The organism is Halomarina litorea (assembly GCF_024227715.1).
Taxonomy (GTDB): Archaea; Halobacteriota; Halobacteria; order Halobacteriales; family Haloarculaceae; genus Halomarina; species Halomarina litorea.
Genome location: NZ_CP100448.1, coordinates 2,853,617 through 2,879,421 on the forward strand (window position 1 = coordinate 2,853,617; position 25,805 = coordinate 2,879,421).

The 25,805-nt window shown below is 69.6% G+C and carries 31 protein-coding genes and 1 tRNA gene; 18 read left to right on the top strand and 14 right to left on the bottom strand.

The features are described from left to right. Positions 1 to 8: 8 nt before the first annotated feature. The 4 genes from NKG96_RS15730 to NKG96_RS15745 form a co-directional block, all read right to left on the bottom strand. Positions 9 to 572: a hypothetical protein gene (locus NKG96_RS15730; protein WP_254536120.1), complete on the bottom strand. Its 564-nt coding sequence runs from the start codon at positions 570 to 572 to the stop codon at positions 9 to 11. Positions 573 to 664: 92 nt separating this feature from the next. Beyond that, on the bottom strand, positions 665 to 1,282 hold the full coding sequence (locus tag NKG96_RS15735; RefSeq protein WP_254536121.1) for an HAD family hydrolase: 618 nt from the start codon (positions 1,280 to 1,282) through the stop codon (positions 665 to 667). Next, positions 1,279 to 1,719: an RNA-binding domain-containing protein gene (locus tag NKG96_RS15740; RefSeq protein ID WP_254536122.1), complete on the bottom strand. Its 441-nt coding sequence runs from the start codon at positions 1,717 to 1,719 to the stop codon at positions 1,279 to 1,281. The genes NKG96_RS15735 and NKG96_RS15740 overlap by 4 nt, the downstream gene beginning before the upstream one ends. Next, the gene (locus tag NKG96_RS15745) at positions 1,716 to 2,306 is read right to left on the bottom strand and encodes an AAA family ATPase (RefSeq protein ID WP_254536123.1); all 591 of its coding nucleotides are present in this window, start codon (positions 2,304 to 2,306) and stop codon (positions 1,716 to 1,718) included. Before NKG96_RS15745 ends, NKG96_RS15740 begins: the two co-directional genes overlap by 4 nt. Before the next feature lie 379 nt (positions 2,307 to 2,685). On the opposite strand from NKG96_RS15745, the gene NKG96_RS15750 reads away from it, so the two are divergent. Then, a tRNA-Arg gene (locus tag NKG96_RS15750) sits at positions 2,686 to 2,789 on the top strand. Between the two features lie 575 nt (positions 2,790 to 3,364). Here the strand turns inward: NKG96_RS15750 and NKG96_RS15755 are convergent. After that, positions 3,365 to 3,580, bottom strand: coding sequence for a hypothetical protein (locus NKG96_RS15755; RefSeq protein ID WP_254536124.1), 216 nt, complete (start codon positions 3,578 to 3,580; stop codon positions 3,365 to 3,367). Between the two features lie 126 nt (positions 3,581 to 3,706). On the opposite strand from NKG96_RS15755, the gene NKG96_RS15760 reads away from it, so the two are divergent. The 3 genes from NKG96_RS15760 to NKG96_RS15770 all read left to right on the top strand — a co-directional run bounded on the left by NKG96_RS15760 (position 3,707) and on the right by NKG96_RS15770 (position 5,003). Then, positions 3,707 to 3,928 (top strand): hypothetical protein, encoded by a 222-nt coding sequence (locus NKG96_RS15760; protein WP_254536125.1) that lies wholly within the window; start codon positions 3,707 to 3,709, stop codon positions 3,926 to 3,928. A 149-nt stretch (positions 3,929 to 4,077) separates the two neighbouring features. Continuing rightward, positions 4,078 to 4,545 carry a DUF6069 family protein gene (locus NKG96_RS15765; protein ID WP_254536126.1) on the top strand — a complete coding sequence of 156 codons (468 nt, stop codon included), beginning with the start codon at positions 4,078 to 4,080 and terminating at the stop codon, positions 4,543 to 4,545. 50 nt (positions 4,546 to 4,595) lie between these two features. After that, complete coding sequence (locus tag NKG96_RS15770) at positions 4,596 to 5,003, top strand: hypothetical protein (RefSeq protein ID WP_254536127.1); 408 nt, start codon at positions 4,596 to 4,598, stop codon at positions 5,001 to 5,003. Positions 5,004 to 5,075: 72 nt separating this feature from the next. On the opposite strand, the gene NKG96_RS15775 is transcribed toward NKG96_RS15770, so the two are convergent. Next, positions 5,076 to 6,170: an aminopeptidase gene (locus NKG96_RS15775; protein ID WP_254536128.1), complete on the bottom strand. Its 1,095-nt coding sequence runs from the start codon at positions 6,168 to 6,170 to the stop codon at positions 5,076 to 5,078. A gap of 146 nt (positions 6,171 to 6,316) precedes the next feature. On the opposite strand from NKG96_RS15775, the gene NKG96_RS15780 reads away from it, so the two are divergent. Continuing rightward, positions 6,317 to 7,327 carry a threonine aldolase family protein gene (locus tag NKG96_RS15780; protein WP_254536129.1) on the top strand — a complete coding sequence of 337 codons (1,011 nt, stop codon included), beginning with the start codon at positions 6,317 to 6,319 and terminating at the stop codon, positions 7,325 to 7,327. Here the strand turns inward: NKG96_RS15780 and NKG96_RS20935 are convergent. Both NKG96_RS20935 and NKG96_RS15785 read right to left on the bottom strand, forming a co-directional pair. After that, entirely contained in the window at positions 7,324 to 7,458 is a 135-nt protein-coding gene (locus NKG96_RS20935; protein WP_256558096.1) for a DUF7859 family protein, read from the bottom strand. The two genes, NKG96_RS15780 and NKG96_RS20935, sit on opposite strands and share 4 nt — an antisense overlap. 50 nt (positions 7,459 to 7,508) lie before the next feature. Continuing rightward, a complete protein-coding gene (locus NKG96_RS15785; RefSeq protein ID WP_254536130.1) occupies positions 7,509 to 8,012 on the bottom strand; it encodes a metallophosphoesterase in 504 nt (167 codons plus the stop codon). 73 nt (positions 8,013 to 8,085) lie between these two features. On the opposite strand from NKG96_RS15785, the gene NKG96_RS15790 reads away from it, so the two are divergent. Continuing rightward, the gene (locus tag NKG96_RS15790; protein ID WP_254536131.1) at positions 8,086 to 9,033 is read left to right on the top strand and encodes a cation diffusion facilitator family transporter; all 948 of its coding nucleotides are present in this window, start codon (positions 8,086 to 8,088) and stop codon (positions 9,031 to 9,033) included. A 219-nt stretch (positions 9,034 to 9,252) separates the two neighbouring features. After that, the gene (locus tag NKG96_RS15795) at positions 9,253 to 11,499 is read left to right on the top strand and encodes an ATP-dependent DNA helicase (RefSeq protein ID WP_254538156.1); all 2,247 of its coding nucleotides are present in this window, start codon (positions 9,253 to 9,255) and stop codon (positions 11,497 to 11,499) included. 20 nt (positions 11,500 to 11,519) lie between these two features. On the opposite strand, the gene NKG96_RS15800 is transcribed toward NKG96_RS15795, so the two are convergent. After that, positions 11,520 to 12,008 (bottom strand): 2'-5' RNA ligase family protein, encoded by a 489-nt coding sequence (locus NKG96_RS15800; RefSeq protein ID WP_254536132.1) that lies wholly within the window; start codon positions 12,006 to 12,008, stop codon positions 11,520 to 11,522. Between the two features lie 398 nt (positions 12,009 to 12,406). On the opposite strand from NKG96_RS15800, the gene NKG96_RS15805 reads away from it, so the two are divergent. The 9 genes from NKG96_RS15805 (at position 12,407) to argF (ending at position 21,624) form a co-directional block, all read left to right on the top strand. Next, a complete protein-coding gene (locus NKG96_RS15805) occupies positions 12,407 to 13,672 on the top strand; it encodes an argininosuccinate synthase (RefSeq protein WP_254536133.1) in 1,266 nt (421 codons plus the stop codon). Positions 13,673 to 13,674: 2 nt separating this feature from the next. Then, complete coding sequence (gene argH / locus NKG96_RS15810) at positions 13,675 to 15,165, top strand: argininosuccinate lyase (RefSeq protein WP_254536134.1); 1,491 nt, start codon at positions 13,675 to 13,677, stop codon at positions 15,163 to 15,165. Positions 15,166 to 15,395: 230 nt separating this feature from the next. Then, on the top strand, positions 15,396 to 15,560 hold the full coding sequence (gene lysW / locus NKG96_RS15815; protein ID WP_254536135.1) for a lysine biosynthesis protein LysW: 165 nt from the start codon (positions 15,396 to 15,398) through the stop codon (positions 15,558 to 15,560). A 1-nt stretch (position 15,561) separates the two neighbouring features. Further along, entirely contained in the window at positions 15,562 to 16,425 is an 864-nt protein-coding gene (lysX, locus tag NKG96_RS15820) for a lysine biosynthesis protein LysX (RefSeq protein ID WP_254536136.1), read from the top strand. Next, positions 16,422 to 17,465, top strand: a complete 1,044-nt coding sequence (gene argC / locus NKG96_RS15825) for an N-acetyl-gamma-glutamyl-phosphate reductase (RefSeq protein ID WP_254536137.1) — start codon at positions 16,422 to 16,424, stop codon at positions 17,463 to 17,465. Before lysX ends, argC begins: the two co-directional genes overlap by 4 nt. Positions 17,466 to 17,595: 130 nt before the next feature. Beyond that, positions 17,596 to 18,444, top strand: a complete 849-nt coding sequence (locus NKG96_RS15830; RefSeq protein ID WP_254536138.1) for an acetylglutamate/acetylaminoadipate kinase — start codon at positions 17,596 to 17,598, stop codon at positions 18,442 to 18,444. Beyond that, positions 18,441 to 19,565 carry an aspartate aminotransferase family protein gene (locus NKG96_RS15835; protein WP_254536139.1) on the top strand — a complete coding sequence of 375 codons (1,125 nt, stop codon included), beginning with the start codon at positions 18,441 to 18,443 and terminating at the stop codon, positions 19,563 to 19,565. The genes NKG96_RS15830 and NKG96_RS15835 overlap by 4 nt, the downstream gene beginning before the upstream one ends. Continuing rightward, entirely contained in the window at positions 19,565 to 20,707 is a 1,143-nt protein-coding gene (locus NKG96_RS15840) for a [LysW]-lysine hydrolase (RefSeq protein WP_254536140.1), read from the top strand. The genes NKG96_RS15835 and NKG96_RS15840 overlap by 1 nt, the downstream gene beginning before the upstream one ends. Beyond that, positions 20,707 to 21,624 (top strand): ornithine carbamoyltransferase, encoded by a 918-nt coding sequence (gene argF, locus NKG96_RS15845; RefSeq protein ID WP_254536141.1) that lies wholly within the window; start codon positions 20,707 to 20,709, stop codon positions 21,622 to 21,624. The genes NKG96_RS15840 and argF overlap by 1 nt, the downstream gene beginning before the upstream one ends. Positions 21,625 to 21,670: 46 nt before the next feature. Here argF and NKG96_RS15850 read toward each other — a convergent pair whose 3' ends face one another. The 4 genes from NKG96_RS15850 to NKG96_RS15865 form a co-directional block, all read right to left on the bottom strand. Then, entirely contained in the window at positions 21,671 to 22,153 is a 483-nt protein-coding gene (locus tag NKG96_RS15850; RefSeq protein ID WP_254536142.1) for a hypothetical protein, read from the bottom strand. A 267-nt stretch (positions 22,154 to 22,420) separates the two neighbouring features. Next, a complete protein-coding gene (locus NKG96_RS15855) occupies positions 22,421 to 22,906 on the bottom strand; it encodes a histidine kinase (RefSeq protein ID WP_254536143.1) in 486 nt (161 codons plus the stop codon). A gap of 117 nt (positions 22,907 to 23,023) precedes the next feature. Beyond that, positions 23,024 to 23,503 (bottom strand): histidine kinase, encoded by a 480-nt coding sequence (locus NKG96_RS15860; RefSeq protein WP_254536144.1) that lies wholly within the window; start codon positions 23,501 to 23,503, stop codon positions 23,024 to 23,026. Positions 23,504 to 23,674: 171 nt separating this feature from the next. Further along, positions 23,675 to 23,848 (bottom strand): DUF7331 family protein, encoded by a 174-nt coding sequence (locus tag NKG96_RS15865; RefSeq protein ID WP_254536145.1) that lies wholly within the window; start codon positions 23,846 to 23,848, stop codon positions 23,675 to 23,677. Positions 23,849 to 24,034: 186 nt separating this feature from the next. Between NKG96_RS15865 and NKG96_RS15870 the strand changes: the two genes are divergently transcribed. Then, positions 24,035 to 24,274, top strand: a complete 240-nt coding sequence (locus NKG96_RS15870) for a DUF8001 family protein (RefSeq protein ID WP_254536146.1) — start codon at positions 24,035 to 24,037, stop codon at positions 24,272 to 24,274. A gap of 82 nt (positions 24,275 to 24,356) precedes the next feature. Beyond that, the gene (locus NKG96_RS15875) at positions 24,357 to 24,737 is read left to right on the top strand and encodes a helix-turn-helix domain-containing protein (protein ID WP_254536147.1); all 381 of its coding nucleotides are present in this window, start codon (positions 24,357 to 24,359) and stop codon (positions 24,735 to 24,737) included. Here NKG96_RS15875 and NKG96_RS15880 read toward each other — a convergent pair whose 3' ends face one another. Beyond that, a complete protein-coding gene (locus NKG96_RS15880) occupies positions 24,738 to 25,763 on the bottom strand; it encodes a glycerophosphodiester phosphodiesterase (protein WP_254536148.1) in 1,026 nt (341 codons plus the stop codon). It lies immediately after the preceding gene. Positions 25,764 to 25,805 lie beyond the last annotated feature (42 nt).

Below are 25,805 nucleotides of genomic sequence, written 5' to 3' on the forward strand. Positions count from 1 at the left end.
TTCGCTCGCTACTCGCGGAACTGCTGGACCGCCTCGGCGACGCTCGCGTTCTGGAGGTAGTCCGCGAACGCGAGCAGCGTCGGCGCCCAGAGGCCGACGAACAGGCCGTACTCCCGGTCACCGCGGACGTAGAACTGGTACCACGAGAACAGCACGGACCCGATGGCCGCCACCACGACCGGGTCGCTGGTGTCGACGGCGTCGGTGACGTCGGACTGGCGCGCTCGTTCGACGGTCTTCGACTCGCGGGCCTTCTGGACCGCGTCGTGGTTGCGGACCCGGTCTGCCAGTCCCTCGCGGCGGTGGCCGTCCACGTCGTTCTTCCGGGTGTGTTCGAGGCCGTGGTCGTCCGGGTCGGGGTCGGTCCCCTCCCCGTCCTCGTCGTCCAGCGTCGACTGGTCGACCTGCGACTCCGGCCCCGCGGCCTCGGCGGGTTCGGCCGCCCCCGCCGCCCCCTCCTCCGGCGGTTCCTCGGTCATCGACCCCGTCGAGGCCGTCGCGTCGGTGTCCTCCGCGGCCGTCTCCTCGTCCCGGTCCTCGGTCTCGGCGTTCGCGGTAGTGTCGTCTGTCATCGGTCGGAGTTCGACCGCCACGGGTGTCACGTCTGTGCCCGCACGTGCGTGGTCCGATGCCGATTCGCGGGTTCGGAGGGGGCTGAGACGCGCTACCGGTCCCCGGCGAGGATTCGCGTCGGGCCGGGGACCGCCCCCTCGACGTGGACCGCCTCGAACCCGGCGGCGCGCGCACCCTCGACGTCCGCCGCCGCGTCGTCGCCGACCATCACGTACCGGTCGGCGGGGAGGGCCTCACGGGCCGCGTCGAAGGGTGCGGGGTCTGGCTTGTGCGCCCCGGCGTCGTAGGAGGTGACCACCGTGCCGAACGGGTCGAGGAGACCGGTGTGCGCCAGTTTCGCCCGCTGGACGGCGGTGACGCCGTTGGTCACCACGCCGAGGCGGGCCCCGTCCGCGAGGGCGTCGAGCGTCTCGCGGACGCCCGAGGGGACCGTCGCCTCGCGGCACTCGCGGGCGACGAGTGCCTCCGCGAGCGCCGACGGGTCGGCGTCGAGGTCGAACGCGGCGCAGACGTCGGCCATCGCGCGGCGGTACGGGTCCGGCGCGAGGGCCTCGAAGTGGGAGAAGAAGCGCTCGCCGTAGCGGTCGACCCATCGGGCCTCCGACCGGCCCAGGCGGTCCTCGAAGGCCCCGGTGAGGACGCTTTCGTAGTCCGGGAGGCGCAAGAGCGTCCCGTCGAGGTCGAAGCAGACGGCCGTCCGCTCGCTCATCGCTCGCGCGCGTCCCCGTCGCCCTCCCGCGAGACGGGGACGCCGTCCTCGGTGGGCGGCGCGACGTGTTCGATGTAAGCGTCGGCGTCCGGTTCGCGGACCGTCACCTCGACGAAGAGGTCCCCGAGTTCGCTCTCGGAGCCGACGGCGAAGTTCACCTTCCCCACGAACGCGGCCTGCTTCTTCAGGCAGAAGGTGAACGTGTCGCCCTCCAGCGTGTCGCGGAAGGTGTTGCGCGCGGTGTCGAGGATGGCTTGCTCGTGGAGTAGGTCCGAGAAGTGGTCGAGCGAGTGGGCCTCGCCGACGAGTTCGCCCGGTTCCTCGCGCATCTCGGCCGTGGGGAAGAGCGCGGTGACGGCGTCGCGCACCCGGTCGGTGACCTCCGTGTCGCGGACCGGGGCGCGAATCTCGACGTCCACGCTGTAGACGGCGCTCATCGCGCCTCCTCCGCGTCCTCGGCCGCGTCGGGCGCGTCGGCCGTCCCGCCGGCGAGCACCGCCCGCGCTCGCTCGCGGAACGCCTCGAGGGTGCCGTCGTTCTCGATGGTCACGTCCGCGTGCTCGATGACCTCGCCCATGCCGAAGCCGAGTTCGCGTTCGTCGCGGGCCGCGAGTCCCTCGCCGCCCTCGTCCGCGCCCGCGTCGCGCCCCCGGTCAGCGATGCGTTCCTCGCGCAGGTCGAACGGCGCGGTGACGGCCACGAGGACGAAGTCGTCACCGAAGCGTTCCTCGAAGCGGTCGGCCTCGTCGCCCGAGCGCAGGCCGTCGACGAGGACCGTCTCGTGGTCCGCCAGTCGGTCCTCGACCATCGGGAACGAGCGCTCGGCGATGGCGAGGGGGCCGTCCTCCTCGCGGAGCGCCCGCGCCACCTCGCCGTGGTGGTCTGCCGGGTCGAGCCCACGACTCCGACACTCCGCCCGGACGACGTCGCCCATCGTGACGACCGGAACGCCCGCCTCGCGGGCGACGTTCGCCAGTTCACCCTTCCCGCTCCCCGCGAGACCGACCGTACCGATGACTCTCATTGTCCGTCGGTAGTGGGGACCCGCTCATAAACGCTGGTTCTGCCGCCGGCTGTCGGCCGTCGGGGCTGTCCACCCTCGGCGGGACCCGCAACCTGCTGGAAAGGACTGACGGCGGTACATCGGGATGTGAGTGCGAGTGAGGGCGAGATGGTCTCTCGGAAGACACGACGGTAGCTCCTCGCGGCCTCCGACGCGGCGCGGTCCGACCGCACCGAATAGCGGGCCACCTCGACACGCTCGTCGCCGCGACGACGGCGCCCGAGACGCGCCGGTCGGCGCTCCCCTGGGAAGAGTGGGAAACGTTGTTCGGCGGCCGGGCGTGACCGGAGGGGCCGACCGAATCCGACCGTTTTTGGCGTCGGGGCTGGTTCCCCCGGTAGGGCACGTAGCTCAGCCTGGATAGAGCGTCGGACTTCTAACTCCGCCCGGAACCGGGCGGGGGGAGACATCCGACGGTCATGGGTTCGAATCCCATCGTGCTCGCTCACTTCGTTCGCTCGCACGATGTAGTCCCGTTCGCTCCGTCGCCGGCTTCCAGCGGGACCAGAGGTCCCGCACGGCTCACGGGACTCCCATCGTGCTCGTGTGCCGCCGTGAGTTCACGAGCGGAGGCCACGAGCACCGGGATTCGAAGCAGGGAGCGAACGTCACTGAGCGACCGCGGTTCGAATCCCGTCACGGCCGTCTCCTTCGCTTCGTTCAGTCGACGGCCGTTCCTGACTCCCGCTCGCAGTGCTCGCGGGAGTCCCGTCACGCCCGTTTTCCTGCGAACGGAGCGAGCAGTGAAAACGGGCGTTTCCGACGCTCACCGCGCGCACGTCGCGTACGACGAGTTCGCCAGTCGTTCTCGTCGGGAGGGTCGACGACCGGCCGGGACGCTGGTGGTCCTCGTCGGGTCAGGTCCAAAACGGGGGAACCGTGTGGAGACCCCCGCGCACATGAGTCGACGGCACAGACGACGTCGGATGTTGATGCCGGTGTCGCGCCGTCAACGGAACCCGGGCACTCGGCGATAAAATGCCTTCTGCAACACCCACGAAGTAGAGAAATAACGGAAATCAGACGTCCCGGACGACCCAGTCGCCGCTGACCTGTTTCGCGGCGACGGTGAACTCGTGCTGTTCGTCGGTCCGGACGAGTTTCACGGTGACGCGGCGTTCGCCCTCCGTGGCCTCGTCGGGGTCGGTGGCAGTCACCTGATGGCGCTCGGCGAAGCGCTGGGACGCCCAGTTCCGAATCGCCTCGTCGATGGTGTCTCCGGTTCCCGATGCCATGCCCCCGAAATGTCACCGCGGGATAAAGCAGTTGCCCAGGCGGGCGGACCGGCGCGGACGGGACCGAACGGGTTGCTGTGGCAAGCCACGCGTTGAACCGGGACGGCGGACACACACCCGGACGCTATGTCCCGAACCGAGGCGGACGCCGACGCGCAGACGCGGAGCGCACAGGACAGTGACATCGACGAGACGGGCACCGAGTACGTCGAGGAGGGGGCAGCGGCGCTGTTGCTGGTCGTCGGTATCGTCCTCTTTTTCTTCCCCGAACCGTTCACCTCGCTTCTGGGTATCGGCCTCATCCTTCTGGGCGCGGCGGTGTGGCTCGTCGACTACTTCACGGGCTGAACGGACCCGCGGTGGTCCGGCTTGGCCCGGTCCGGTAGCGGGTCGCCGGGGCGACGAGCGTCTCCGGGACGTTCCCGCCCGGCCGTCGACGTCGCGCGACGATGGGGTGCGGCGAGTATTTCCCCGGTCGTGACCGATCTCCGGGTGGTATGTCCCCAACAGGAACTGCGGCGCGGGAGACGCTGCGACCGTCCCGGTCCCCGCGCCCGGCGCTCAACCGCGGGCTGTTCGCGGTGCTGGGCGCCATCGTCGCCGTCGCACTCGTCCGCGGCGTCGCCGGTGTCCTCGTCGGGTCCCTCGACGCCTACCCGCCACTGGCTTGGCCGGCACTCGTCGGTGCCACTATCGTCACCGGAACCGCCGCGACGCTTGTCTACGTGGTCCTCCAGCAGGTCGTCGAGGCCCCCGAACGCTGGTTCCTCGCGATCGCGGTCGTGGTGCTCGCACTCTCGTTCGTCCCGCTCCTGACCGTCGCGCCGACCCTCCCGGGGGCGACGGCGGGGCTCGTGGTCACCCTCGGCGTGATGCACGTCGCCGTCGCCGTCGTCGTCGCCGCGACGCTGACCTACCGCGCGGCGGCCGAGCGAGACGACGTCGCCGTCGAGGAGTCGGTCTGACCCCGACGGAGCCCCGAGACTGATAACGTCTCCCCGGATAGCCGGTGGTGATGAAATCTGCAGAACACGCGACCATCGGGGTCGTCGTGAGCACCGTCGGCGTCGCGCTCATGCGTAGTCGCTCGCTCCCCCGGCGGGCTGTCCTGTGGGTCTACGGGGTCCTCCTGAGCGTGTTCATCGACCTGGACCACTTCGTCATCGCCCGCGACCGGACCGGCGACTGGTCCATCCTGCGACGCTGTCTGCGCGACCCCGTCTGGGCGTTCACCGAGCAGGACGAGGTGTTCTCCGACCTCGAGGAGGACATCGACTTCGAGCGACTGGTGAGCCACGCGGTCCTCGGCGGCCTGCTCACCGCCGGGTGGTACCTCGTCTCCCCGGTCGTGGCGGTGTACACCGCCGTCGTCCTCTACTTCCACGTCCTCGCCGACGTGGTCCGCGAGGCGGAACTCCTCTGAGGGCGGACCGCTCCCCGCCACACTCCCGTTCGGGTCCCCGCGACGTTCGCGCCCCGGATGCGGTGGGTCGTCCTACTGGGAGAAACCGTCTTCGAACCTGAACGTCCCGTCGCGCTGGACGACCTCGCCGTCGACCTCGATGAACGAGTCCTCGCTCATGTCGACGATCATGTCCACGTGGACGGCAGACTCGTTCTTCTCTCGTCCCTCGCCGACGCAGTCGTCGTAGGCGCGCCCGACGGCCATGTGGACGGTGTCGCCCATCTTCTCGTCGAACAGCATGTTGTAGGTGAACCGGTCGATGCCGCGGTTCATCCCGATGCCCAGTTCGCCGAGGCGGCGCGCGCCCTCGTCGGTGTCGAGGATGTTCGTGAGGACGTCCTCGTTCTTCGCGGCGGAGTGTTCGACCACGCGGCCGCCCTCGAAGGTGACGCGCACGTCGGTGATCTCGCGGCCCTGCTGGTAGACGGGCTTGTCGAAGTAGACGGTCCCCTCGACGCTGTCGGGGACGGGCGCGGTGAACACCTCGCCGCCGGGGAGGTTGGCCTCGCCGTAGTCGTTGAGCGTCGTCATACCCTCGACGCTCATCGTCACGTCCGTCTCCTCGCCGGAGACGATGCGCACCTCGCTGGCCGGGTCGAGGATGTCGACCATGTGCGACTGGAACTCGCGCTGTTCGTCCCAGTCGCGGATGGTGGCGTCCCAGACGAAGCTCTCGTACTCCTCGGTGCTCATCTCGGCGAGTTGCGCGTTGGCCGCCGCGGGGAACTGCGTGAGACACCACGTCTTGCCCAGGCGCTCCTCGAGGATGGGCTGGGTGACCTGGTCGTACTCGCGGGTCGTCTCGGGGTCGATGTCGCTCGTCTGGCTGACGTTGTCCGAGGCACGGATGGCGATGTAGACGTCCATCGCCTCGTAGAGCGCCATCTGGTGGTCCGGGAAGTCGAAGTCCCCCTCGTGGTTCCGGAGGTACGCTCGCCGGAAGCGCGTGCCCGTACGCTCGGAGACGACCAGCGGGTTCGCCCCCACGTCGGCGATTCGCTCGTGGAGGGCGACGACGAGGTCCTCGGCGACCGGGTGGGCGTCGATGACGACGTTCTCGCCCGCCTGCAGGTCGGTCGAGTGCTCGACGATGATGTCGGCGTGTTCGCGGATTCGCGGGTCCATGAGTGACCGTGCCGGGGCGAGGGAAAACGGCTTTCGAAGTTCCCGTCCGTCCCGCCCTCCCGGGGGCGACACGGTCGGGCAAGGTGGACGGAACCGGCCGGCCGCGCACCACGCCCTATTTACTCGTCGCCCGGGAAGGGCGGTCCATGATAGACCTCCGCAGCGACACGGTCACTCGTCCGAGCGACGCGATGCGGGAGGCCGCCAGCGACGCCGAGGTGGGCGACGACGTCTACGGCGAGGACCCCACCGTCAACGAACTGGAATCACGGGTGGCCGACCTGCTGGGCTACGAGGCGGCGCTGTACGTCCCCAGCGGGACGATGGGCAACCAGATCGCCGCCCGCGTCCACACCGACCGCGGGCAGGAGGCGCTGGTCGAACGCGAGAGTCACGTCTACAAGTGGGAACTCGGCGGGTTCGCCCAGCACGCCCAGTTACAGGTCAGACCCGTCGACGGCGGCGAGCGGGGCACCGTCACGCCCGAACAGGTCCGCGAGGGCTACGTCGAGGCCGACGACCACCGCGCCGGGACGGGCCTCCTCTGTCTGGAGAACACCCACAACTCGAAGGGCGGCGTCGCCATCGCGCCGGAGGAACTGGACGCCGCGGCGGAGGCGGCCCACGAACTGGGCGTCCCCGTCCACCTCGACGGGGCGCGCCTCGCGAACGCCGCCGTCGCCCGCGACGTGCCCCTCTCACGGATGACCCGCGAGGTGGACTCGACGATGACGTGTCTCTCGAAGGGGCTGGGCGCGCCCGTCGGGTCGGTGCTCGCCGGGAGCGAGGACTTCGTCGAGGCCGCCCACCGGGTCCGCAAACTGTTCGGCGGCGGGATGCGGCAGGCGGGTATCATCGCCGCGCCGGGCATCCGGGCGCTGGAGAACGTCGACAGACTCGCCGAGGACCACGGGAACGCCCGCGTCCTCGCCGACGGTCTGGACGAACTCGACGGCCTCGACGCCCACGACCCCGAGACGAACATCGTCCTCGTGGAGACCGACGACCCCGCGGAGGCGTTTCTCGAACGCTGTGGCGAGGTGGACGTCCACGGCGTGCCGTTCGGGGAATACGTCGTCCGGTTCGTCACCCACTGGGACGTCTCCCGCGCGGACGTGGAGACGGCCGTCGAGCGAATCGCCGGGCTGGAGGACTAGCGCCGCCGGTCGTCGTAGCCCTCGCGGAACGCGACCATCGTCCGGCGGAACATGAGGTAGAGCGCGAGGATGATGCCGAGGACGACGGCCAGGATACCGAGGAGGACGGGGTCGAGCCCGAAGACCTGCATACCCTCTCTGGAGGACAGCCGGGCAAAGGCGTTTCGGGGGCGCGGCCCGCCTACTCGCCGACGGAGAACCGCTCCAGTTCCTCGCCCTCGGTCGTCACGAGGCGGCCGCGGAACGGGTCGAGGGCGAGTTCGGCGTGGGCTGCCTCGTAGCGCCGCGGGTCGGCGTGGCTCCCCGGGTTCAGGACGGGGACGTCGGCGACCGACCGGAACTCGGGGCGGTGGGAGTGCCCGACGACGACGAGGTCCGCGTTCTCCTGCCGGCCGTACATCGCCAGCGCGGTGTCGCTGTGTTTGTGGCCGTGCGCCATGGCGATGCGCACGCCCTCGAACTCGACGGTTCGTCGTGCCGGGAGGCGATCGCGGACCCTGACCGTGTCGTTATTGCCGGTGACGCCCGCGAACCGGGCGGACTCGGCCTCGAAGGCGTCGAGGACGGCGGCGGTGAGGAAGTCGCCCGCATGACAGACGAGGTCGGCCTCGCGGACGGCCTCCAGCGTCCGGCCCGTCAGTCGGTGGCCGTCCCTGCCGTGGGTGTCCGAAACGACGGTAATCATATCGGGACTCGGGCGAGCGCGTTTAAGAAACGTGGCGGTAGGCCTTTCCCGTACCGGGGAGTCGGCCCGTCTAATGGCAAGCAGCAAGTCGGTCGTCATCGCCGCACTCATCGCGAACGGGGCCATCGCGATACTGAAGTTCATCGGCTTCACCATCACCGGGAGCGCCGCGATGCTCTCGGAGACCTACCACTCCATCTCCGATACGGGCAATCAGGTGTTCCTCCTCGTGGGCATCCGCTACAGCAGCAAAGAGGCCGACCGCGGCCACCCCTTCGGCTACGGGAAGGCACAGTTCTTCTACTCGTTTCTCGTCGCAGTCCTCCTGTTCGGCATCGCGGGCTGGGAGTCCGCCAAGCACGGCTACGAGGCCATCGTCCACCCCCACCCGGTGAGCACGGGAAGCGCGACGCTCCCACTGGTGGGAATCGAGATTCCCGGGGTGTGGGTCAACTACATCGTCCTCATCGGGGCCATCGTCTTCGAGAGCTACGCGCTCTACAAGGCCTACCAGGGGATGACCCGGCAGATGCGCGAGAACGACTGGGAGACCCTCCGCGAGGCGTTCCGCAAGACCAGCGACGTGACGACGCTGACGGCGTTCACCGAGGACTCCATCGCCATCGGCGGCGCGGGGCTAGCGCTGGTCGGCGTCTACCTCTCGCGGGTGACGAACGACCCGATATACGACGCCGTCGCGTCGTTCCTCATCGGCCTCATGCTGATGGGCTTCGCGCTCGCACTGGCGTGGGAGAACAAGCGCCTCATCCTCGGCGAGAGCCTCCCGAAGGAGGACGAGCGGCCGCTCCGTGAACTCATCGCCGGGTGGAACGGCGTCCGGCACATCGACGACTTTCGGTCCGTCTACTTCGGCCCGGAGCGCCTCATCGTCACCGCGGACGTCACCTTCGAGCACGACCTCGGCGTCGAGGAGATAGACGACCAGATCACGGCCATCGAGAACGCGATGATGGAGCGCCAGCCGATGGTGAAGAAGGTGTACATCGAACCGGAGGTCTGAAGCACCTCGTGGGGCGAACAGGTGGCACTCACGACTCGCACGACGGGCGTGCCACACACCTGCGCCCGCGGCCCGTCCGTTCCCGCGTGGGGCCGCGACCCGTCGCGCGTCGGGAGGTCAGGTCACGCCGTCGGTGGCCCCGCTCTCCCCCTTGAACCCTCGCACGAAGCCTTTTAGCAGACAGCGCGCAAGCAGACCGTAGTGACCGACCCGGCGTACATGCGGTTTTTCCCGTACGGCACGCCCTACGACCACCAGCGCGAGGCGATGGACGACATCGCGGGTGCGCTCGACGACGGGCGCGACGTGCTGTTCGAGGGGGCCTGCGGGACGGGAAAGACGCTCGCGGCGCTCGTTCCGGCGCTCGAACACGCCCGCCAGACGGACAAGACGGTCGTCATCACGACCAACGTCCACCAGCAGACGCGCCAGTTCATCGAGGAGGCCCGCGCCATCACCCGACAGGAGCCGATTCGAGCCGTCGTCTTCCGCGGGAAGGGGTCGATGTGCCACATCGACGTGGGCTACGAGGAGTGTCAGGCCCTCCGAGACACCACCCGCGAACTCGTCGAAGTCGAACAGGACAAGGGAACGCTCGGCGACCGGGAGGACGACTTACTCGAAGATGCCCAACGCGGCGAAGAGGGGGCCGCCGAGGGCCGGCAGGCCGTCATGGACGAACTCGCGGCGCTCGAAGACGAACTGGAGGACCTGCGCGAGGCCGCCACCTGCGACTACTACTACAACAACCTCGTCGGCGACACCGACGCGTTCTACCAGTGGCTGTTCGACGACGTGCGGACGCCCGACGAGATATACGAACACGCCCACGACGAGGGCTTCTGCGGGTACGAGTTGCTGAAGGAGGGGATGGAGGGCGTCGACCTCGTCGTCTGCAACTACCACCACCTGCTCGACCCGATGATCCGCGAGCAGTTCTTCCGGTGGCTGGGCCGCGACCCCGAGGACGTGGTCGTCGTCTTAGACGAGGCTCACAACGTCGAGGACGCGGCCCGCGACCACGCCACCCGGACGCTCGCCGAGCCCACCCTCGACGGGGCGCTGGGCGAACTCGACGAGGCGAACGACCCGCGTGTCGGGCCGACGCGAAACGTCGTCTCGGCGTTCCGCGAAGCGCTCGCGACCACCTACGACGACGCCCTCGCCTTCGGCGAACGCGGACAGGTCGGCGAGGACTGGTACGACCTCTCCATCGTCAACGACCGGGGCCGCGACGACCTGACGCTCGCCTTCCTCGACGCCTACACCGGGAAGGGCATCCACGAGGACTTAGACCAGGCGCTCGAACTCGGCGGCGCGCTGGACCGCCAGTACCACGAGGCGTACAAGGAAGGCGAGACGCGAACGAGAAAGGAGTGTCGCGTCCTGCAGGCCGCGACGTTCGTCGACGACTGGTTGCGCGACTCCGACGAGGAGGGCCAGTACCCCGTCGTGAGCGTGCGCCGGCCGGGGCGCGGGATGAGCGGGGGCGACGACGCCGACCCGGACGGAGCGTCCAGTGGGGCAGACGACGAGGACCGGATGTACGGCCGCGCGGAGCTGTACACCTGCATCCCGCGTCGGGTCACCGAACCCCTGTTCGGCGAACTCCACGCGAGCGTCCTGATGAGCGCGACGCTCCGCCCGTTCGACGTGCTCGGGGACGTCCTCGGCGTCGCGGGCGACGGCGAGGATGGGGGCGGAGACACCGGCCCGGTGACGATGGCCTACGGCGAGCAGTTCCCCGAGGAGCGCCGTCGCACCTACGCCGTGGACCTCCCGGCGCTGTTCGCCAGCAAGCGCGACGACCCGAGCGTCCAGCGACAGGTCGCGGAGGCCCTCTCGGACGCCGTCGGGTTCACGCCGGGCAACACGCTCGTCTTCTTCCCCAGCTATCGGGAGGCCGAGCGCTACCACGAGATGCTCTCGCGGTCCGTCGACGCCACCCTCTACCTCGACAGGCCCGGCCAGCGCGCAGAGGACCTCCGCGAGCGGTTCACGTCGGGCGAGAACGGCGCGCTGTTCACCTCGCTGTGGGGCACGCTCGCCGAGGGGGTGAGCTTCGACGACGACGACGCCCGGACCGTCGTGGTCGTCGGCGTTCCCTACCCACATCTGGACGACCGGATGGACGCCGTACAGGACGCCTACGCGACGGCGTTCGCCGACGCCGAGAGCGAGGACCCCGGCTGGGAGTACGCCGTCGAAGTGCCGACGGTCAGAAAGACCCGGCAGGCCCTCGGGCGGGTCGTCCGCTCGCCGGAGGACTTCGGCGTGCGCGTCCTCCTCGACGAACGGTACACGAAGCGCGCGCGCCGCGAGATGCGCAAGTACAGCGTCACGGACGCGTTCCCGGTCGGGGAGCGCGTCGAACACATCGACATCGACCCGCCGAAGCTGAAGTTCGCGATGCTCAACTTCTACTCGGACATGAACGCGTGGACGGGCGCGCCGCCGGTGCCCTGAGGCGGGGTCCCGGGAGCGGCTCACCCGACTGGTATCGCTGTGACGGGTTCCCGGTAGCGTGCCGACCAGAGGTGGAGCGAGGAGACGGTCCACTCGACGGGGTCGACCCCTCGTTCGCAGAACGCCCTCACCGCGTCCGGGTCGCCGCCGCGCCCGAGGGTCACGTGCGGGACGTAGTCTTCGCCCTCGATGTCGGGGACGGGGTCGAACGAGGTGCAGAGTCGGTCGTGGAGGGCGCGGAGGCCGGGACTCTCGACGGCGAGGTAGGTGACGGGGCCGGTGGCGGCGGCGAACGTCCCCAGTCCGGCGATTCGGGCCGGACACGGCGAGGCGTCTCCTAGAACCGCCCGCGTTCGGTCGGCGAGTGCGCGGTGATCGCCGTCCCCGACACGCTTGACGACGAGGGTGGGCCGTTCGCGTGGGCGGACGCCCGCCGGCAGGTCCTCGCGGAGCCTCGCCGCGAGCGCTCGGACCGACTCGGGAACCGGCGCGTTCAGGCTGTACGACATCTTCGGTGACGAGCCGTGGCCGCTCGAACCGGACATTCGACGTGTATCGGTCGAACTGACCGCCAGTTCGTCGTACTCTTTTCGGTACGGCTGTTCACACACCCACCACACGCCGAGAGAACTAAAACCCCTCCAACGGTCGTGAGTGGCGCTAACACGCCGACGTAAGCGTTGCCAACCGAGACAGGTTTATACTCGTCGGGCAGTACCGATTCAGTAATGACACGGGCCCACTCCACCGACGGCGCGTCGAGCGGTGGGTACCGCCTCGTTCTCCTGCGACCGCGACCGGGCCGTTAGGCCCAACTCTACTCACTTCCCAGTCGGTTTCCGCATCGCTCTCGACGACCACGCGCCGCGTTCCGGCGCGCCCTGATACACCAGCACACACCACACCAATGACGACGAACACGGAGAAAGTCGCGCTCGCCTTCTCGGGCGGCCTCGACACGACAGTCTGCGTCCCGCTACTGAAAGAGGAGTACGGCTACGACGAGGTCATCGGCGTCACCGTCGACGTCGGCCAACCGGCCGAGGAGTTCGACGAGGCCGAGGAGACGGCCGAGGCACTCGGTCTCGACCACTACGTTGTCGACGCGCAAGCCGAGTTCGCGGACCTCTGTTTCGACTCGGTCCGCGCGAACGCCGACTACCAGGGCTACCCGCTCGGGACCGCCCTCGCGCGCCCCGTCATCGCCGAGGCCATCCTCGACGTCGCACAGGAACAGGGCTGTACCGCCATCGCCCACGGCTGTACGGGCAAGGGCAACGACCAGCTCAGGTTCGAGGCCGTCTGGCGCGCCTCCGACCTCGCGGTCATCGCGCCGGTGCGCGAACTCGGCCTCACCCGCGAGTGGGAGAGCGAGTACGCCGCCGAGCGTGACCTGCCCGTCGAGGGCGGCAACGAGGGCGCCTGGAGCATCGACACGAACCTCTGGAGTCGCTCCGTCGAGGGCGACGACCTGGAGGACCCCGGCTACGTGCCCCCCGAGGACATCTACGAGTGGACCGACACGCCCGGGAACGCGGAGACGGAACTCGTCGAAATCGAGTTCGAGGACGGCTACCCGGTCGCCGTCGACGGGGAGGAGATGGATCCAGTCGCCCTCATCGACCACCTGAACGAGGTGGCCGGGAAACACGGGGTCGGTCGTACGGACATGATGGAAGACCGCATGCTCGGCCTGAAGGTCCGCGAGAACTACGAACACCCCGCCGCGACGGCCCTGCTGAACGCACACGAGGCGCTCGAAGGCCTCGTCCTCACGCAGGAGGAGCGCTCGTTCAAGAAGCAGGTCGACCAGCAGTGGTCTGAGAAGGCCTACCAGGGTCTCGTGGACGCGCCGCTGGTCGACGCCCTCGACGGGTTCATCGCGAGCACGCAGGAGCGCGTGACCGGGACGGTGACCCTGAAACTGGAGGGGGGGCAGTGTCGCCCGGTGGGCCGCGAGAGCGACTTCGCGGTGTACTCCGAGTCGGCCGCCTCGTTCAACACGGAGACCGTCGACGGCATCGAACAGGCCGACGCGACGGGCGTAGCGAAGTACCACGGCTTCCAGGGCCGCCTCGCGAAGCAGGTCATCGGGGGGCAGGAGGCACCCGCCGCGGTGACCGACGGCGGTGCCAGCCACCTCACGGACGACGGGACCGGAGACGAGGAGTAATCATGGTCGGCGACGGCGAGGGGGGAAGCTCCTCCGGGAGCCGGACGGCGTCCGGCGACAGCGACGTGGTGCGCAGGGAGCGCTTCAGCGGCGGCCCCGCCCGCGAGTTCCTCTCGTCGCTCGCCGCCGACGAGCGCATCTTCGACGCGGACCTCGCGGTGGACCGCGCGCACGTCGTGATGCTCGCCGAACGGGGAATCGTCGCGAACGACGAGGCGGGCGACATCCTCACCGCCCTCGACATCGTGGAGGTCGCCGGCCACGACGACCTGCCGAACGGCGAGGACGTCCACGCGGCCATCGAGACGGCCGTCATCGAGGAGATCGGCCCCGTCGGCGGGAAGATGCACACCGCCCGCTCGCGCAACGACGAGGTGGCGACGTGCATCCGCTATCGCCTCCGCGAGGACCTGCTGGATGCCGTGGAGGCGACCGTGACGCTCCGCGAGGCGCTGCTCGACGTGGCCGCGGAGCACACCGAGACGGTGATGCCCGGCTTCACCCACCTCCAGCCCGCCCAGCCGACGACCGTGGCCCACTGGTGCTGTTCGTACGCGCAGGCGCTCGCCCGCGACACGGCCCGCCTGCTCGACGCGTACGAGCGGGTCAATCGGTCGCCGCTGGGCGCGGCGGCGTTCGCGGGCACCACCTTCGACGTGGACCGCGAACGCGTCGCCGCCCTACTCGGGTTCGACGGCGTGCTGGAGAACGCGATGGACGCGAGCGCGACGCGCGACTTCCTCGTGGAGTCGGTGAGCGCGCTGGCGACGCTCTCGACGACCCTCTCCGGTCTCGCCGAGGACCTCGTCGTCTTCGCGAACAAGGGGTACGTCGCCCTCTCTGACGACTACTCCTCTACCTCCTCCATCATGCCCCAGAAGGTGAACCCGGACACCCTCGAACTCGTGCGGGCGACGGCGGGCGACGCGAGCGCGGGGCTCAACGGCCTGCTGACGACGCTGAAGGGTCTGCCCCGTGCGTACAACCGCGACCTGCAGCGCGCGACGCCCCACGCGTGGGAGGCGGTCGACGCCGTGACCCACGCGACGGACGTCGCCGCGGGCGCGGTGGCGACGGCCGACTGGCCCGAAGAAGTACTGGAGGACGCCGCGAGCGAGGGCTTCTCGACGGCGACGGGGGTGGCGGACCTGCTGGCGGCGGGCGGCCTGCCGTTCCGGACCGCACACGAAATCGTCGCCAAAGCCTCTGAGAGCGGCGCGGACTACGACGCCGTCGCGGCGGCGGCCGAGGAGGTACTGGACGACCCCCTCTCGACGTACGCCTCCCGCGAGGCGGTGGAGGCGGCGCTGGACCCCGTCGAGAACGTCGCGTCGCGCGACTCGCTGGGTGGTCCCGCCCCCGAGGCGGTGGCCGCGCACGTCGAACGCGCCGGGACGGAACTGGCCGAGGACGCGGCGGCCCTCGAAGCGCGCCGCGAGGCGCTGGCGACGGCGAACGCGGCGCTCCGCGAGGAGGTGAACGGGTATGCGTGAGTCGACGGTCGTGACCGCGCGCACCCCCGCCGCCCCTGCCGTCCGACGACCGGTCCCGGGTGCCCGACCGCCGCCGGCTTCGGCCGGGACTGAACTACCACACCGATGATACACCGAAATCGAATCCGACGTTCGCGCCGTTCTGCGGGCCGTTAGCTCTGCTTCGGTCGTTAATTTTCTTTGACACAATCGCTGGTGTTAAGTGGCTATGGTGGTCAGTACCGAGTACAATGGTAGACTGCCCCGAGTGTGGGGGAAGCGTGACCCTGCACGACGACGCTGAGACCGGCGAGATCATCGACTGCGGGACGTGTGGAGCCGAACTCGAGGTCATCGGGACGGACCCCGTCGAACTCGAGACGGCACCCGAACTCGAAGAGGACTGGGGCGAATAGAATGCGTGTCGGCGTGCTGTACTCCCGGATTCGGCGGGACGAGAAGCTCCTGCTGAACGAACTCCGGTCGCGCGACCACGAGGTGGCGAAACTCGACGTCCGCAAACTGCGGTTCGCGCTGGACGAACCGCCAGCCGAACTCGCGGAGTGCGACGTCGTCCTCGACCGCTGTCTCGCCACCAGCCGGAGCCTCTACGCGAGTCAGTTCGTCGACAGCTACGGCGTCCCGGTCGTGAACGGCCCGGAGACGGCCGAGGTATGCGCGGACAAGGCCAAGAACAGCCTCGCGCTCTCGAACGCGGGCGTCCCCACCCCCCGGACGGAGGTGGCGTTCACGAAGGAGACGGCGATGGAGATCATCGAGGACTTCGGTTACCCCTGCGTCCTCAAGCCCGTCGTGGGGTCGTGGGGTCGCCTGATGGCGAAGATCGACTCGCGGTCGGCGGCCGAGGCCATCCTCGAACACAAGGCGACACTCGGCCACTACGAGCACAAGGTGTTCTACGTCCAGGAGTTCGTCGAGAAACCCGGCCGCGACATCCGCGTCGTGGCGACGGACGGCGAACCCGTGGCCGCGATGACGCGCACCTCGGACCACTGGCTGACGAACGCCGCGAAGGGCGCGACGGCCGAACCGTTCGAACTGGACGACGAGGCACTCGACCTCGTCGAACGCGCCAGCGAGGCCGTCGGCGGGGGCCTGCTGGGCGTGGACCTGATGGAGACCGGCGAGTCCGGCTATACGGTCCACGAGGTCAACCACACGGTGGAGTTCAAGGCCCTCTCGGACGCGACGGACGTGGACGTGGCCGCCCGCGTGGTCGACTGGCTGGAGACGAAGGTGCCCGCGGAGGTCAGCGCATGAGTACGGAGACGGCCACCGCCGCCGTCGTCGGCGCGAGCGGGTTCACCGGCGGCGAACTCCTCCGCCTGCTCTCGGCTCACCCCGAGTTCGAGATCGCACAGGCGACGAGTCGCTCCTACACGAACAAGACCGTCGGCTACTCGCATCCCAACCTGCGGGGTCTCGACCTGCGCTTTACCGACCCCGAGGACCTGGAGAGCGTGGACGTGCTGTTCGCCGCGACGCCCCACGGCGTCTCGATGGACCGCATCGACGCGTTCCGCGACGCCGCCGACACCGTCGTGGACCTCTCGGCGGACTTCCGGCTGGACGACGAGGCGGCCTACGACGCCTACTACGACGGACACTCGCGTCCCGAACTCCTCGCGGAGTCGGAGTACGCGCTCCCCGAACTCAACCGGGAGAACCTGCGCGGTGCGGACCTCATCGCCTCGGGGGGGTGTAACGCCACGGCGACCCTGCTGGGTCTCCACCCGCTGAAGGAGGCGGGCATCCTCACGGGCGACGAACGCGCCGTCGTGGACGTGAAGGTCGGCTCGTCGGAGGGCGGCGCGAGTGGGGGAAAGGCCTCCAGCCACCCCGAGCGCTCGGGCGTCGTCCGGCCCTACGCGCCGACGGGCCACCGCCACGAGGCGGAGATAGAGCAGTTCTTCGGGAGCGTCGCGTTCACCGTCCACGCCGTGGAGATGGTGCGCGGGGCCTCGGCGACCTGTCACCTGTTCCCCGACGAACCCGTCACGAAGGGCGACCTGTGGGGGGCCTATCGCGAGGCCTACGAGGACGAACCGTTCGTCCGCCTCGTCGCGGGCGGGGGCGGCGTCTATCGCTACCCCGAACCCAAGGCGGTGGCGGGGACGAACTACGCGGAGGTCGGGTTCGAACTCGACCCCGCGAACGGACGAATCGTGGTCTTCTCGGCCATCGACAACATGATGAAGGGGTCGGCGGGCCAGGCGGTCCACGCCGCCAACATCGCCCTCGGCTTCGAGGAGACGGCCGGACTGGAGTTTCAGGGGCTCCACCCCGTGGGGACACCCTGAGAGAGGTAGTTTTCATGATACGCGAAACGGACACGACGCTGGATGGACGGGCGATGGAACGGGCGACGACAGCACAGACGTCCCCGCGTCCGGTCCCGCCCCGCGGTGCGGCCTCCACGGAGGTGTCACTGTGACGGTCGTGGTCAAAATCGGCGGCGCTCGCGCCGTCGACCCGAAGGGCGCGCTCGCGGACGTGGCCTCGCTCGTCGCGTCGGGCGAGGAGGTAGTCGTCGTCCACGGCGGGTCGACGGCGGTGGACGATACGCTCGACGCCCTCGGCGAGGACCCCGAATACGTCGAGACGCCCTCCGGCGTCGTCGGGCGGTTCACCGACGAGCGCACCATGGAGGTGTTCTCGATGGTGCTGCCGGGCAAACTCAACACCGACCTCGTCGTCGGCCTGCAGAACGCGGGCGTGGAGGCCGTCGGGCTCTCGGGCGTCGACGGCGGCCTGCTGAAAGGCCCCCGGAAGTCGGCCGTGAGAGTCCTCGAAGACGGGAAGAAGAAGATTCGCCGAGGGGACCACTCCGGGCGGGCGGAAGCGGTCAACGCCGACCTGCTGGAGACGCTGTTGGGAGGGGGCTACACGCCCGTCGTCACCGTCCCCATGCTCGCACAGGACGGGGACGACTGGCTGGCGGTCAACTCCGACGCCGACCGGGCGGCCGCCGCGGTGGCGGGCGCACTCGGCGCGGACCTCGTCCTCCTGACGGACGTTCCCGGCGTGCTCGCGGACCTCGACGACCCCGAGTCGGTCATCGACCGGGTCGCGAGTCCGGAGGAGTACGACGCGCTCACGGACGCCGCCGAGGGGTTCATGACCCGGAAGGTGATGGCCGCGACGGAGGCGCTGGAGGGCGGCGCGACGAGCGCCGTCGTCGCCAGCGCGAACGCCGACGCGCCGATCACGGCGGCGCTGGACGGGCAGGGGACGACGATGCTCCCCGACGCGCTGGCGGAGACGGAGGTGGCCGAATGACGAACTTCGTATTCAACGAGAAGCCCGTCCGCATCGCCCGCGGCGAGGGGCCGTATCTCTACAGCGAGGGCGGCGACGAGTTCCTCGACTTCGGGGCCTCCTACGCGGTGACGCCGACGGGCCACTGCCACCCCGACGTGGTCGCGGCGACGCAGGAGCAACTGGAGGAGTTGCTGTACGTGCAGGCGTCGTACCCCGTCGGCGTCCGCGACGAGTTGTTCGAGAAGCTCTCGACGCTCGCGCCCGGCGACGCCGACAACGTCTGGCTCTGTAACTCCGGGACGGAGGCCAACGAGGCCGCCCTGAAGTTCGCCCGGAGCGCCACCGGACGCTCGAAGATCGTGGCGACGACCCGCGGGTTCCACGGCCGGACGATGGGCGCGCTGGCGACGACGTGGAAGGACAAGTACAAGAAGCCCTTCGAACCGCTGGCCGGCGGCGTCGAGTTCGTCGAGTACGGCGACGGCGAGGCGATGGCCGAGGCCGTCGACGACGAGACGGCGGCGGTCATCCTCGAACCCCTGCAAGGCGAGGGCGGCATCAACCCCGCGTCCACCGAGTACCTCGAAGCCGTGCGGGAGGCCTGTGACGACCACGGGGCGGCGATGATACTCGACGAGATACAGACCGGCATCGGCCGCACCGGAGACCTCTGGGCCTGTGAGGGCCACGGCGTGACGCCCGACGTCCTCACCACGGCGAAGGGCATCGCCAGCGGCCTCCCGATGGGCGCGACGCTCTGTCGGGACTGGGTCGCCGAGGGCGCCGGCCCCCACGGGTCGACGTTCTCGGGCGGCCCCGTCGTCTGTGCGGCCGCGAACGCCACCCTCGACGTCGTCGTCGAGGAGGACCTGCCGGGGAACGCGGCGAGCATGGGCGACTACCTGCAGACCGAACTGGACGCCGCCATCGGCGACGAGGTGCGCGATATCCGCGGGCAGGGCCTCATGCTCGGCGTCGAGGTGAAACGCGGGGCGAACCGCCTACTGCCGAAGTTGGCGATGAACCACGGGATACTGGCGCTCCCCGCGGGGCGAACGGTCCTCAGACTGCTCCCGCCGCTTGTCGTCGAGCAGGAGCACTGTGACAGCGTCGTGGACGCGCTGTCGGAGGTCGTGTGATGAGCGAGTCACCCTGTACGACCGGTGAGGGCGCCGGCTCGCACGTCTCGGACGCGGCGGCCCGCGAACTGCTGGAGGAGGTCGTCGCCACGCCCTCGGTCACCGGAGAGGAACGCGCGTGCGCCGAACTGCTGGTCTCGTTCTTCGAGTCCCACGGCCGCGAGGCGTGGCTGGACGACGTGGGCAACGTCCGCGCGCCCGCCGACGACGCAGTGCTCCTGACCTCGCACATCGACACCGTCCCCGGGGACATCCCCGTGCGCGTAGAAGACGGCGGGTCGGCGGAGACGACCCGAGACGGAGGCGGTGAAGCCGCCGAGGCGAACGAGGACGGCCCCGAGCTCTGGGGGAGAGGGAGCGTCGACGCGAAGGGTCCGCTGGTGGCGATGGCCGTCGCCGCGGTCAGCACGGGCGTCTCGTTCGTCGGCGTCGTCGGCGAGGAAGTCGACTCGCGAGGGGCGCACCACCTCGTCGAGGACCGGGCCGCCCCGGAGGCCGTCGTCAACGGCGAACCCTCCGGATGGGACGGCATCACCCTCGGCTACCGGGGGCTGCTGGCGGGCACGTACGTCGCCACGAGTGCCTCCGGGCACACCTCCCGCCCCGAGAACAACGCCATCCAGGACGGGATGGACTGGTGGAACGCGGTGACCGCCGCGTTCGCGGACGACGGCGACGAGTGGACGCCAGTCTTCGAGCGCGTCACCCCGAAACCCATCGACGTGCAGGGCGGGACGAGCGACGACGGCCTCTCGGTGGAGGCGACGATGGAGGTGCAGTTCCGCGTTCCCCCCTCGCTGACCGTCGACGAGGTGCGCGAGGTCGCCGACGGGGAACTGAACGGCGGGACCGTCCGCTGGCACGACTCGGTGCCCCCCGTCATGCAGAGTCCCCGGACCGAGGTGGCCCGCGCGTTCCGCGTCGCCATCCGCGAGGCGGGCGGCGACCCCCGCCTCCTGCGCAAGACGGGCACCGCGGACATGAACCTCTACGCGAAGGCGTGGGACTGCCCGATGGTGACGTACGGGCCGGGCGACTCGGACCTCGACCACGCGCCCGACGAGCACCTCTCGCTCGCGGCGTTCGACCGCTCGGTCGCCGTCCTCGAATCGGTCGCGCGCACGCTGCAGGGTGAGTCCTGATGCGCGGGGACGGTACCCCGCGTCACCTCGTCGACGTCGACGACCTCTCGCGGGAGGAACTGCTGGCGGTCCTCGACCGCGCGGCGGCGCTGAAGGGGTACGTCGAACGGGGCGACCCGCATCGCTACCTCGACGGGCAGACCCTCGGGATGGTCTTCGAGAAGCCCTCGACGCGCACCCGCGTCTCCTTCGAGACAGGGATGACACAACTGGGCGGGCACGCTATCTTCCTCGGGCCGGACGACATCGGCCTCGGGGGGCGCGAACCGGTGAAGGACATCGCGCGCACCCTCTCTCAGTACGTCGACTGCGTCATGGCGCGCGTGTTCGACCACGACGACGTGGTGGAACTCGCGGAGTACGCGACGGTGCCCGTCGTCAACGGCCTGACCGACGACGCCCACCCCTGCCAGACGCTCGCCGACCTCCTCACGGTCCGCGAGACGGTGGGTCTCGACGCCTCCGTCGCGTGGGTCGGCGACGGCAACAACGTCGCCCAGTCGTTCGTGCTGGGGGCGGCCCTCGCGGGCGTCGACCTCACCGTCGCCGCGCCCGACGGCTACGGCATCGACCCGGCGGTGCTCGACCGGGCCGCCGAACTCGGGACGGCCCCGGAGACGACCGACGACCCGGCGGCGGCCGTCGCGGACGCCGACGTGGTGTACACCGACGTCTGGGTCAGCATGGGTCAGGAGGGCGAACGCGAGGAGAAACTCGCCGTCTTCGAGGACGGCGGCTTCCAAGTGAACGACGCCCTGCTCTCGGAGACGGACGCACAGGTCATGCACTGCCTGCCCGCTCACCGGGGCGAGGAGATAACCGACGCCGTCGTCGAGAGCGACCGGGCGCTGGTCTGGCAGCAGGCGGAGAACCGTCTGCACGCCCAGAAGGCGCTGTTGACCTGGCTGCTGGACTGAGACGGCGGGACGGCCCGCCGGGACCGGTCGAGCGGTGGGCCGGTGTTCAGTCCTCGCGGAGGAGTTCGAGCAGCCGTTCGTGGAGGTCGGCGAGACCCCGTTCGGACGGCATCCCGCGGCCGTACACGGAGAGGGTGTCGAACCCGGAGAGGCCGTGCTCGCCGGACTCGTCGCGCTCCCAGAACAGCCAGGCGGTGTCATCGTCCGGTTCGAGGCCGGTGTCCGCGACCGGGAACCGCAACTGGAGCGCCTCGACGGTCTCGGCGTTCTCACCGTGGCCGTGGGTCCGCTCGACGACCTCGCCACCGTCGACCGGGCGTGCGCCCTCGCCGTCGTCAAGCGCGCTCCGGGAGCCGAAGCGGTAACGGACGTCCTCCCCGGTCGGGTCGAACGTCGTCCGCTCCCCGTCGCTCAGGAACTCGGAGGGGAGGACGGTGGCGTGGTCGGGGTCGTCGAGGTCGACGAAGTTCTCGGCGTTCCCCGGCTGGAGGTCGACGTCGAGTTCAGCGGGGAAGTGCGCCGCGGCCACGCCGCTGAGGGCGGGAACGCCGACGACACCGGCGGCGACCGCGGCGGACCCGACTCACAGGAACCGGCGACGACTCGCGGACGGAACGGGTGGATTCTGTCGGTCCACGTCCATCGCGTCCTGATTCGGCGGCGAACATCCGCGTTCTGGTCGAATCGTCGAATCGCCGAATCGACATATCTGTTCTGAGACCCGTCACTCGGCGGTCGGGAACTCGCGGGCGCTCGCGGACCGGACGTGCGAAAAGCAGTCTTCGGGGTGGGTGCGTCAGTAGCCCCGCATCGAGGGGAACAGCGCGCCGAGCACCGCACCGTAGACGACGTGGCCGAGGAGCGACATCGTGTCGAACGTCGGGACGACAGTCTCCATGCCCATCGCGCCCAGCCAGGCGGGCATCACGATGCTCGCGGCGACGACCCAGAGGACGACGCCGTAGGCGACGCCGAGGGCCGTACTGGAGCCGATGTCGTCGGCGTAGCGCCCGAGGTTCCCGTAGCGGACGATGGCGGCGAACAGGACGCCGAACACGGCGGAGTGCGCGAGGTGGGCGGTGACGCCGGCCAGCGACCCCTCCAGACCGTAGAGGGCGGGGATGGCCGTCGAGAGCGTCTCGGGCATCGTGATGGCCATCAGCGCGCCCATCGCGACGCCGCCGGCGATGCCGGCACCGACCGGTCCGAGCCACCCGGGCGTCTCCATCGCCGCGGCGGCCTCGGGACTGGTCGGTTGTGGGGTCCGCATCTCTGGAGTCATGACCGAGAGTACTGAGACCGGACGGACGCATGAAGCTGACCCGTCACAGAACGGGTCGACCCCTCCGGCTCGCTGACCGTCCACCCGGACGTCCGGAGTCGCCGTCACGACGCCGGCTCAGAGCTCCCTGAGCCGGGGGAACGTCGCGCCGACGACGGCGCCGAAGACGACGTGCCAGAGGAGGCTCGTGGGGTCGAGGTTCGGCCACGGCAGGCCCGCTGCCACGGGCGACCCGACCGCGCCCAGCCACAGGGGCATGGCGATGCCTGCCGCGAGGAGCCACGCGACCATCCCGTAGGCGAGACCGAGGGCGGTCGACTCCACGACGGACGTCTCGACGGCCGCGAGGTGGGCGACACCGGCGTAGAAGAGGCCGAACACCGCGGCGTGTGCGAGGTGGGCGACCCACCCGGCGACCGGGTTCGGCGGCGGCGCGAGGCCGTAGAGGCTCGGCACCGCCATCGAGAGGACCGCGGGGTTCATCGCGCTCATGACGACGCCCATCACGAGGCCGCCCGCGAGACCGGCGAGGAGACCCCCGCGCCACGCGGTCGTCTCGGGGTGAGTCGGAATCGTGGCGAAGGCCTCCTCGCGCATGACGGGTGCGTCTACCTGCCGCGCGGTATAACCCCCTTTCGCGTGTGCAGTGCTAGCGCACGATCATCGGTCGGCCGCGAGTCGTTCTCCACGGGGACGTCTCGGCGGACACACGTACACGGGCGCGGAACCGACTCACCGGAGTGTCAGCGGGGACGCGACGGCCGACGCTCAGACGGCGTCGGCAAGCGGGACCACCGCGTCGGACTGGACCCAGGCGCGGTGGTTCCTGCGGTCGTAGACGAGACCCTCGCCGGTCACCAGTTCGAGGAAAGCGTACAGTGCGCCCTCACCGTCGTGGTCTCGTCGCCGTACCGCGTCGCGGGAGTCGGTGGTCGGGGTCATCTCGGGGCGTCGGTCGGGGGAGGTCCCTTTCTCGACGATAGGAGGTACCCTTCGGGAAGTGATAAACGTTAGCTATTGTCATGGTTACGCGGTAAGGCGGGGGATACCGTCGTCACGGGTGGGGAGGGTGAACCCGATTGACGGCAGACCAACAGTCTTAGTGCTCGGTGCCCAGAACACACGCGAATGGGAACGCCGACTGTCGTGGAGGCGGGCGAGTACAGCACGGAGGAGCTGATAGACCTCCTCCAGTCGGGCGAGCGCGTCGTCGTCAAGACGGAGTTCCTCGGGTCCACCCACGAGGTAACCCTGCGCTGGGACGGCACGACGTACTACTGCGACACGCCGACGCGCCTCCACAAGCACGACGACGTCGAGGAGATGCGCTTCTGCCTCCAGAAGAACGGCTACGCCGCCGAGGAGTAGGGACCGACCCGGCGACGGCCGCGGTCGGGTCGCACACGGCGGGGGTAGGTTGATTTATCCCGCGAACCCCGCTAGCAGGCGTATGGACGCCGACCCGAGCCCGGACCGGTTCCGGGCGCTGATGCTCGACGAGGAGCCACAGTTCGCGGACGTGCTCTCCTGTGTCTTCGACATCCAGCGACACGAGAGCAGCACCTACCTCGCACTACTCGACAATCAGGGGAGTACGGTTGCGGAACTCGCAGACGTGGTCGACCGCGACCGCTCGAACGTCAACCGCTCGCTCGCCACCCTCCGCGAGAAGGGCCTCGCCGAACGCCAGCGTCGCCTGCTCGACGGCGGCGGCCACGTCTACCAGTACACCGCCACCGAACTCCCCGACGCGAAGGAACTGATGCACGAGACGCTCGACGAGTGGGCCGCCTACGTCCACGACCGAATCGACGAGTTCGGCGACGCCTGACTACGCGTCGGACCTCTCGCCGTCGACGGACAGCAGACCGGGGTAGTCGGCGATGATGCCGTCGACACCCGCCGCGGCCAGTCGCTCCGCCTGATACCACGTCCCGACGGTGTAGACGTTCACGGCCCGCCCCTCCTCGTGGGCGACTGCGAGGAGGTCCGTGTCCGACCAGTCCGACCCCTCCGTGTAGTACTCGTCGCCGTAGAACGGCGTCCCCTGCACCATGTTGTACGGCGGGTGGACCGCCTCGGCGTCGTACTTGCGGGCGATGGCGAGGCCGTCTTCGACGGAGTCCCACAGGAGAGGCGCGACGGGCACCGAGTCGTCCGTCTCGCGTACGGTGGCGAGGGCCGCCTCGTAGAACGACGAGGCGAGCACCGGGTTCTCGTAGCGCTCCGCGACGTCCAGTACCCGTTTGGTGAACGGCCGCCAGACCGCCTTCTGCGCCTCCAGCGTCTCCCCCGAGAGGTGTTCCGCGAACCGGAGGTCACCCGAACCGGGGTTCTTGAACTCGATGTTGACCGCGTAGTCGTCCGGGATGGCGTTCATCACCTCCGTGAGCAGTGGGACGGTCCCGCCGCTGTGGAGCACTTCGGCGCTCAGGACGGTGTCGCGGGGCGTCTCCCAGACGAGTCCCTCGGTGTCGGTCAGGCCGCGTTCGCCGCCGTCGCGTTCGGCGAGGCCGTCGTCGTGGAAGACGACCACCTCACCGCCCTCACAGGCCATCACGTCTATCTCCACCATGTCGGCCCCGTCACGAGCCGAGCGCACACACGCCTCGACGGTGTTCTCGGGGTATCGCCCGGCGAACCCGCGGTGGGCGACGACGGTCGTGTCGGCAGCGGTGTACTCGTCGTTCCCACCGGTATCGTCGTCCGCTCCTTCGTCCTCGTTCTCCGCTTCGTCTGCACTCCCGAGGCCGACGAGACCCGTCCCGACGGCGGCCGTCCCCACCCCGGTGACGAACTGGCGGCGGCGGACGGTCGATTCGCTGGACGGGTGTCGGCTGGAGTCGTCGTCGGACATCGAGTGTGTCCGCGCGAGGGATCCTATAGCGAGTTTATATTT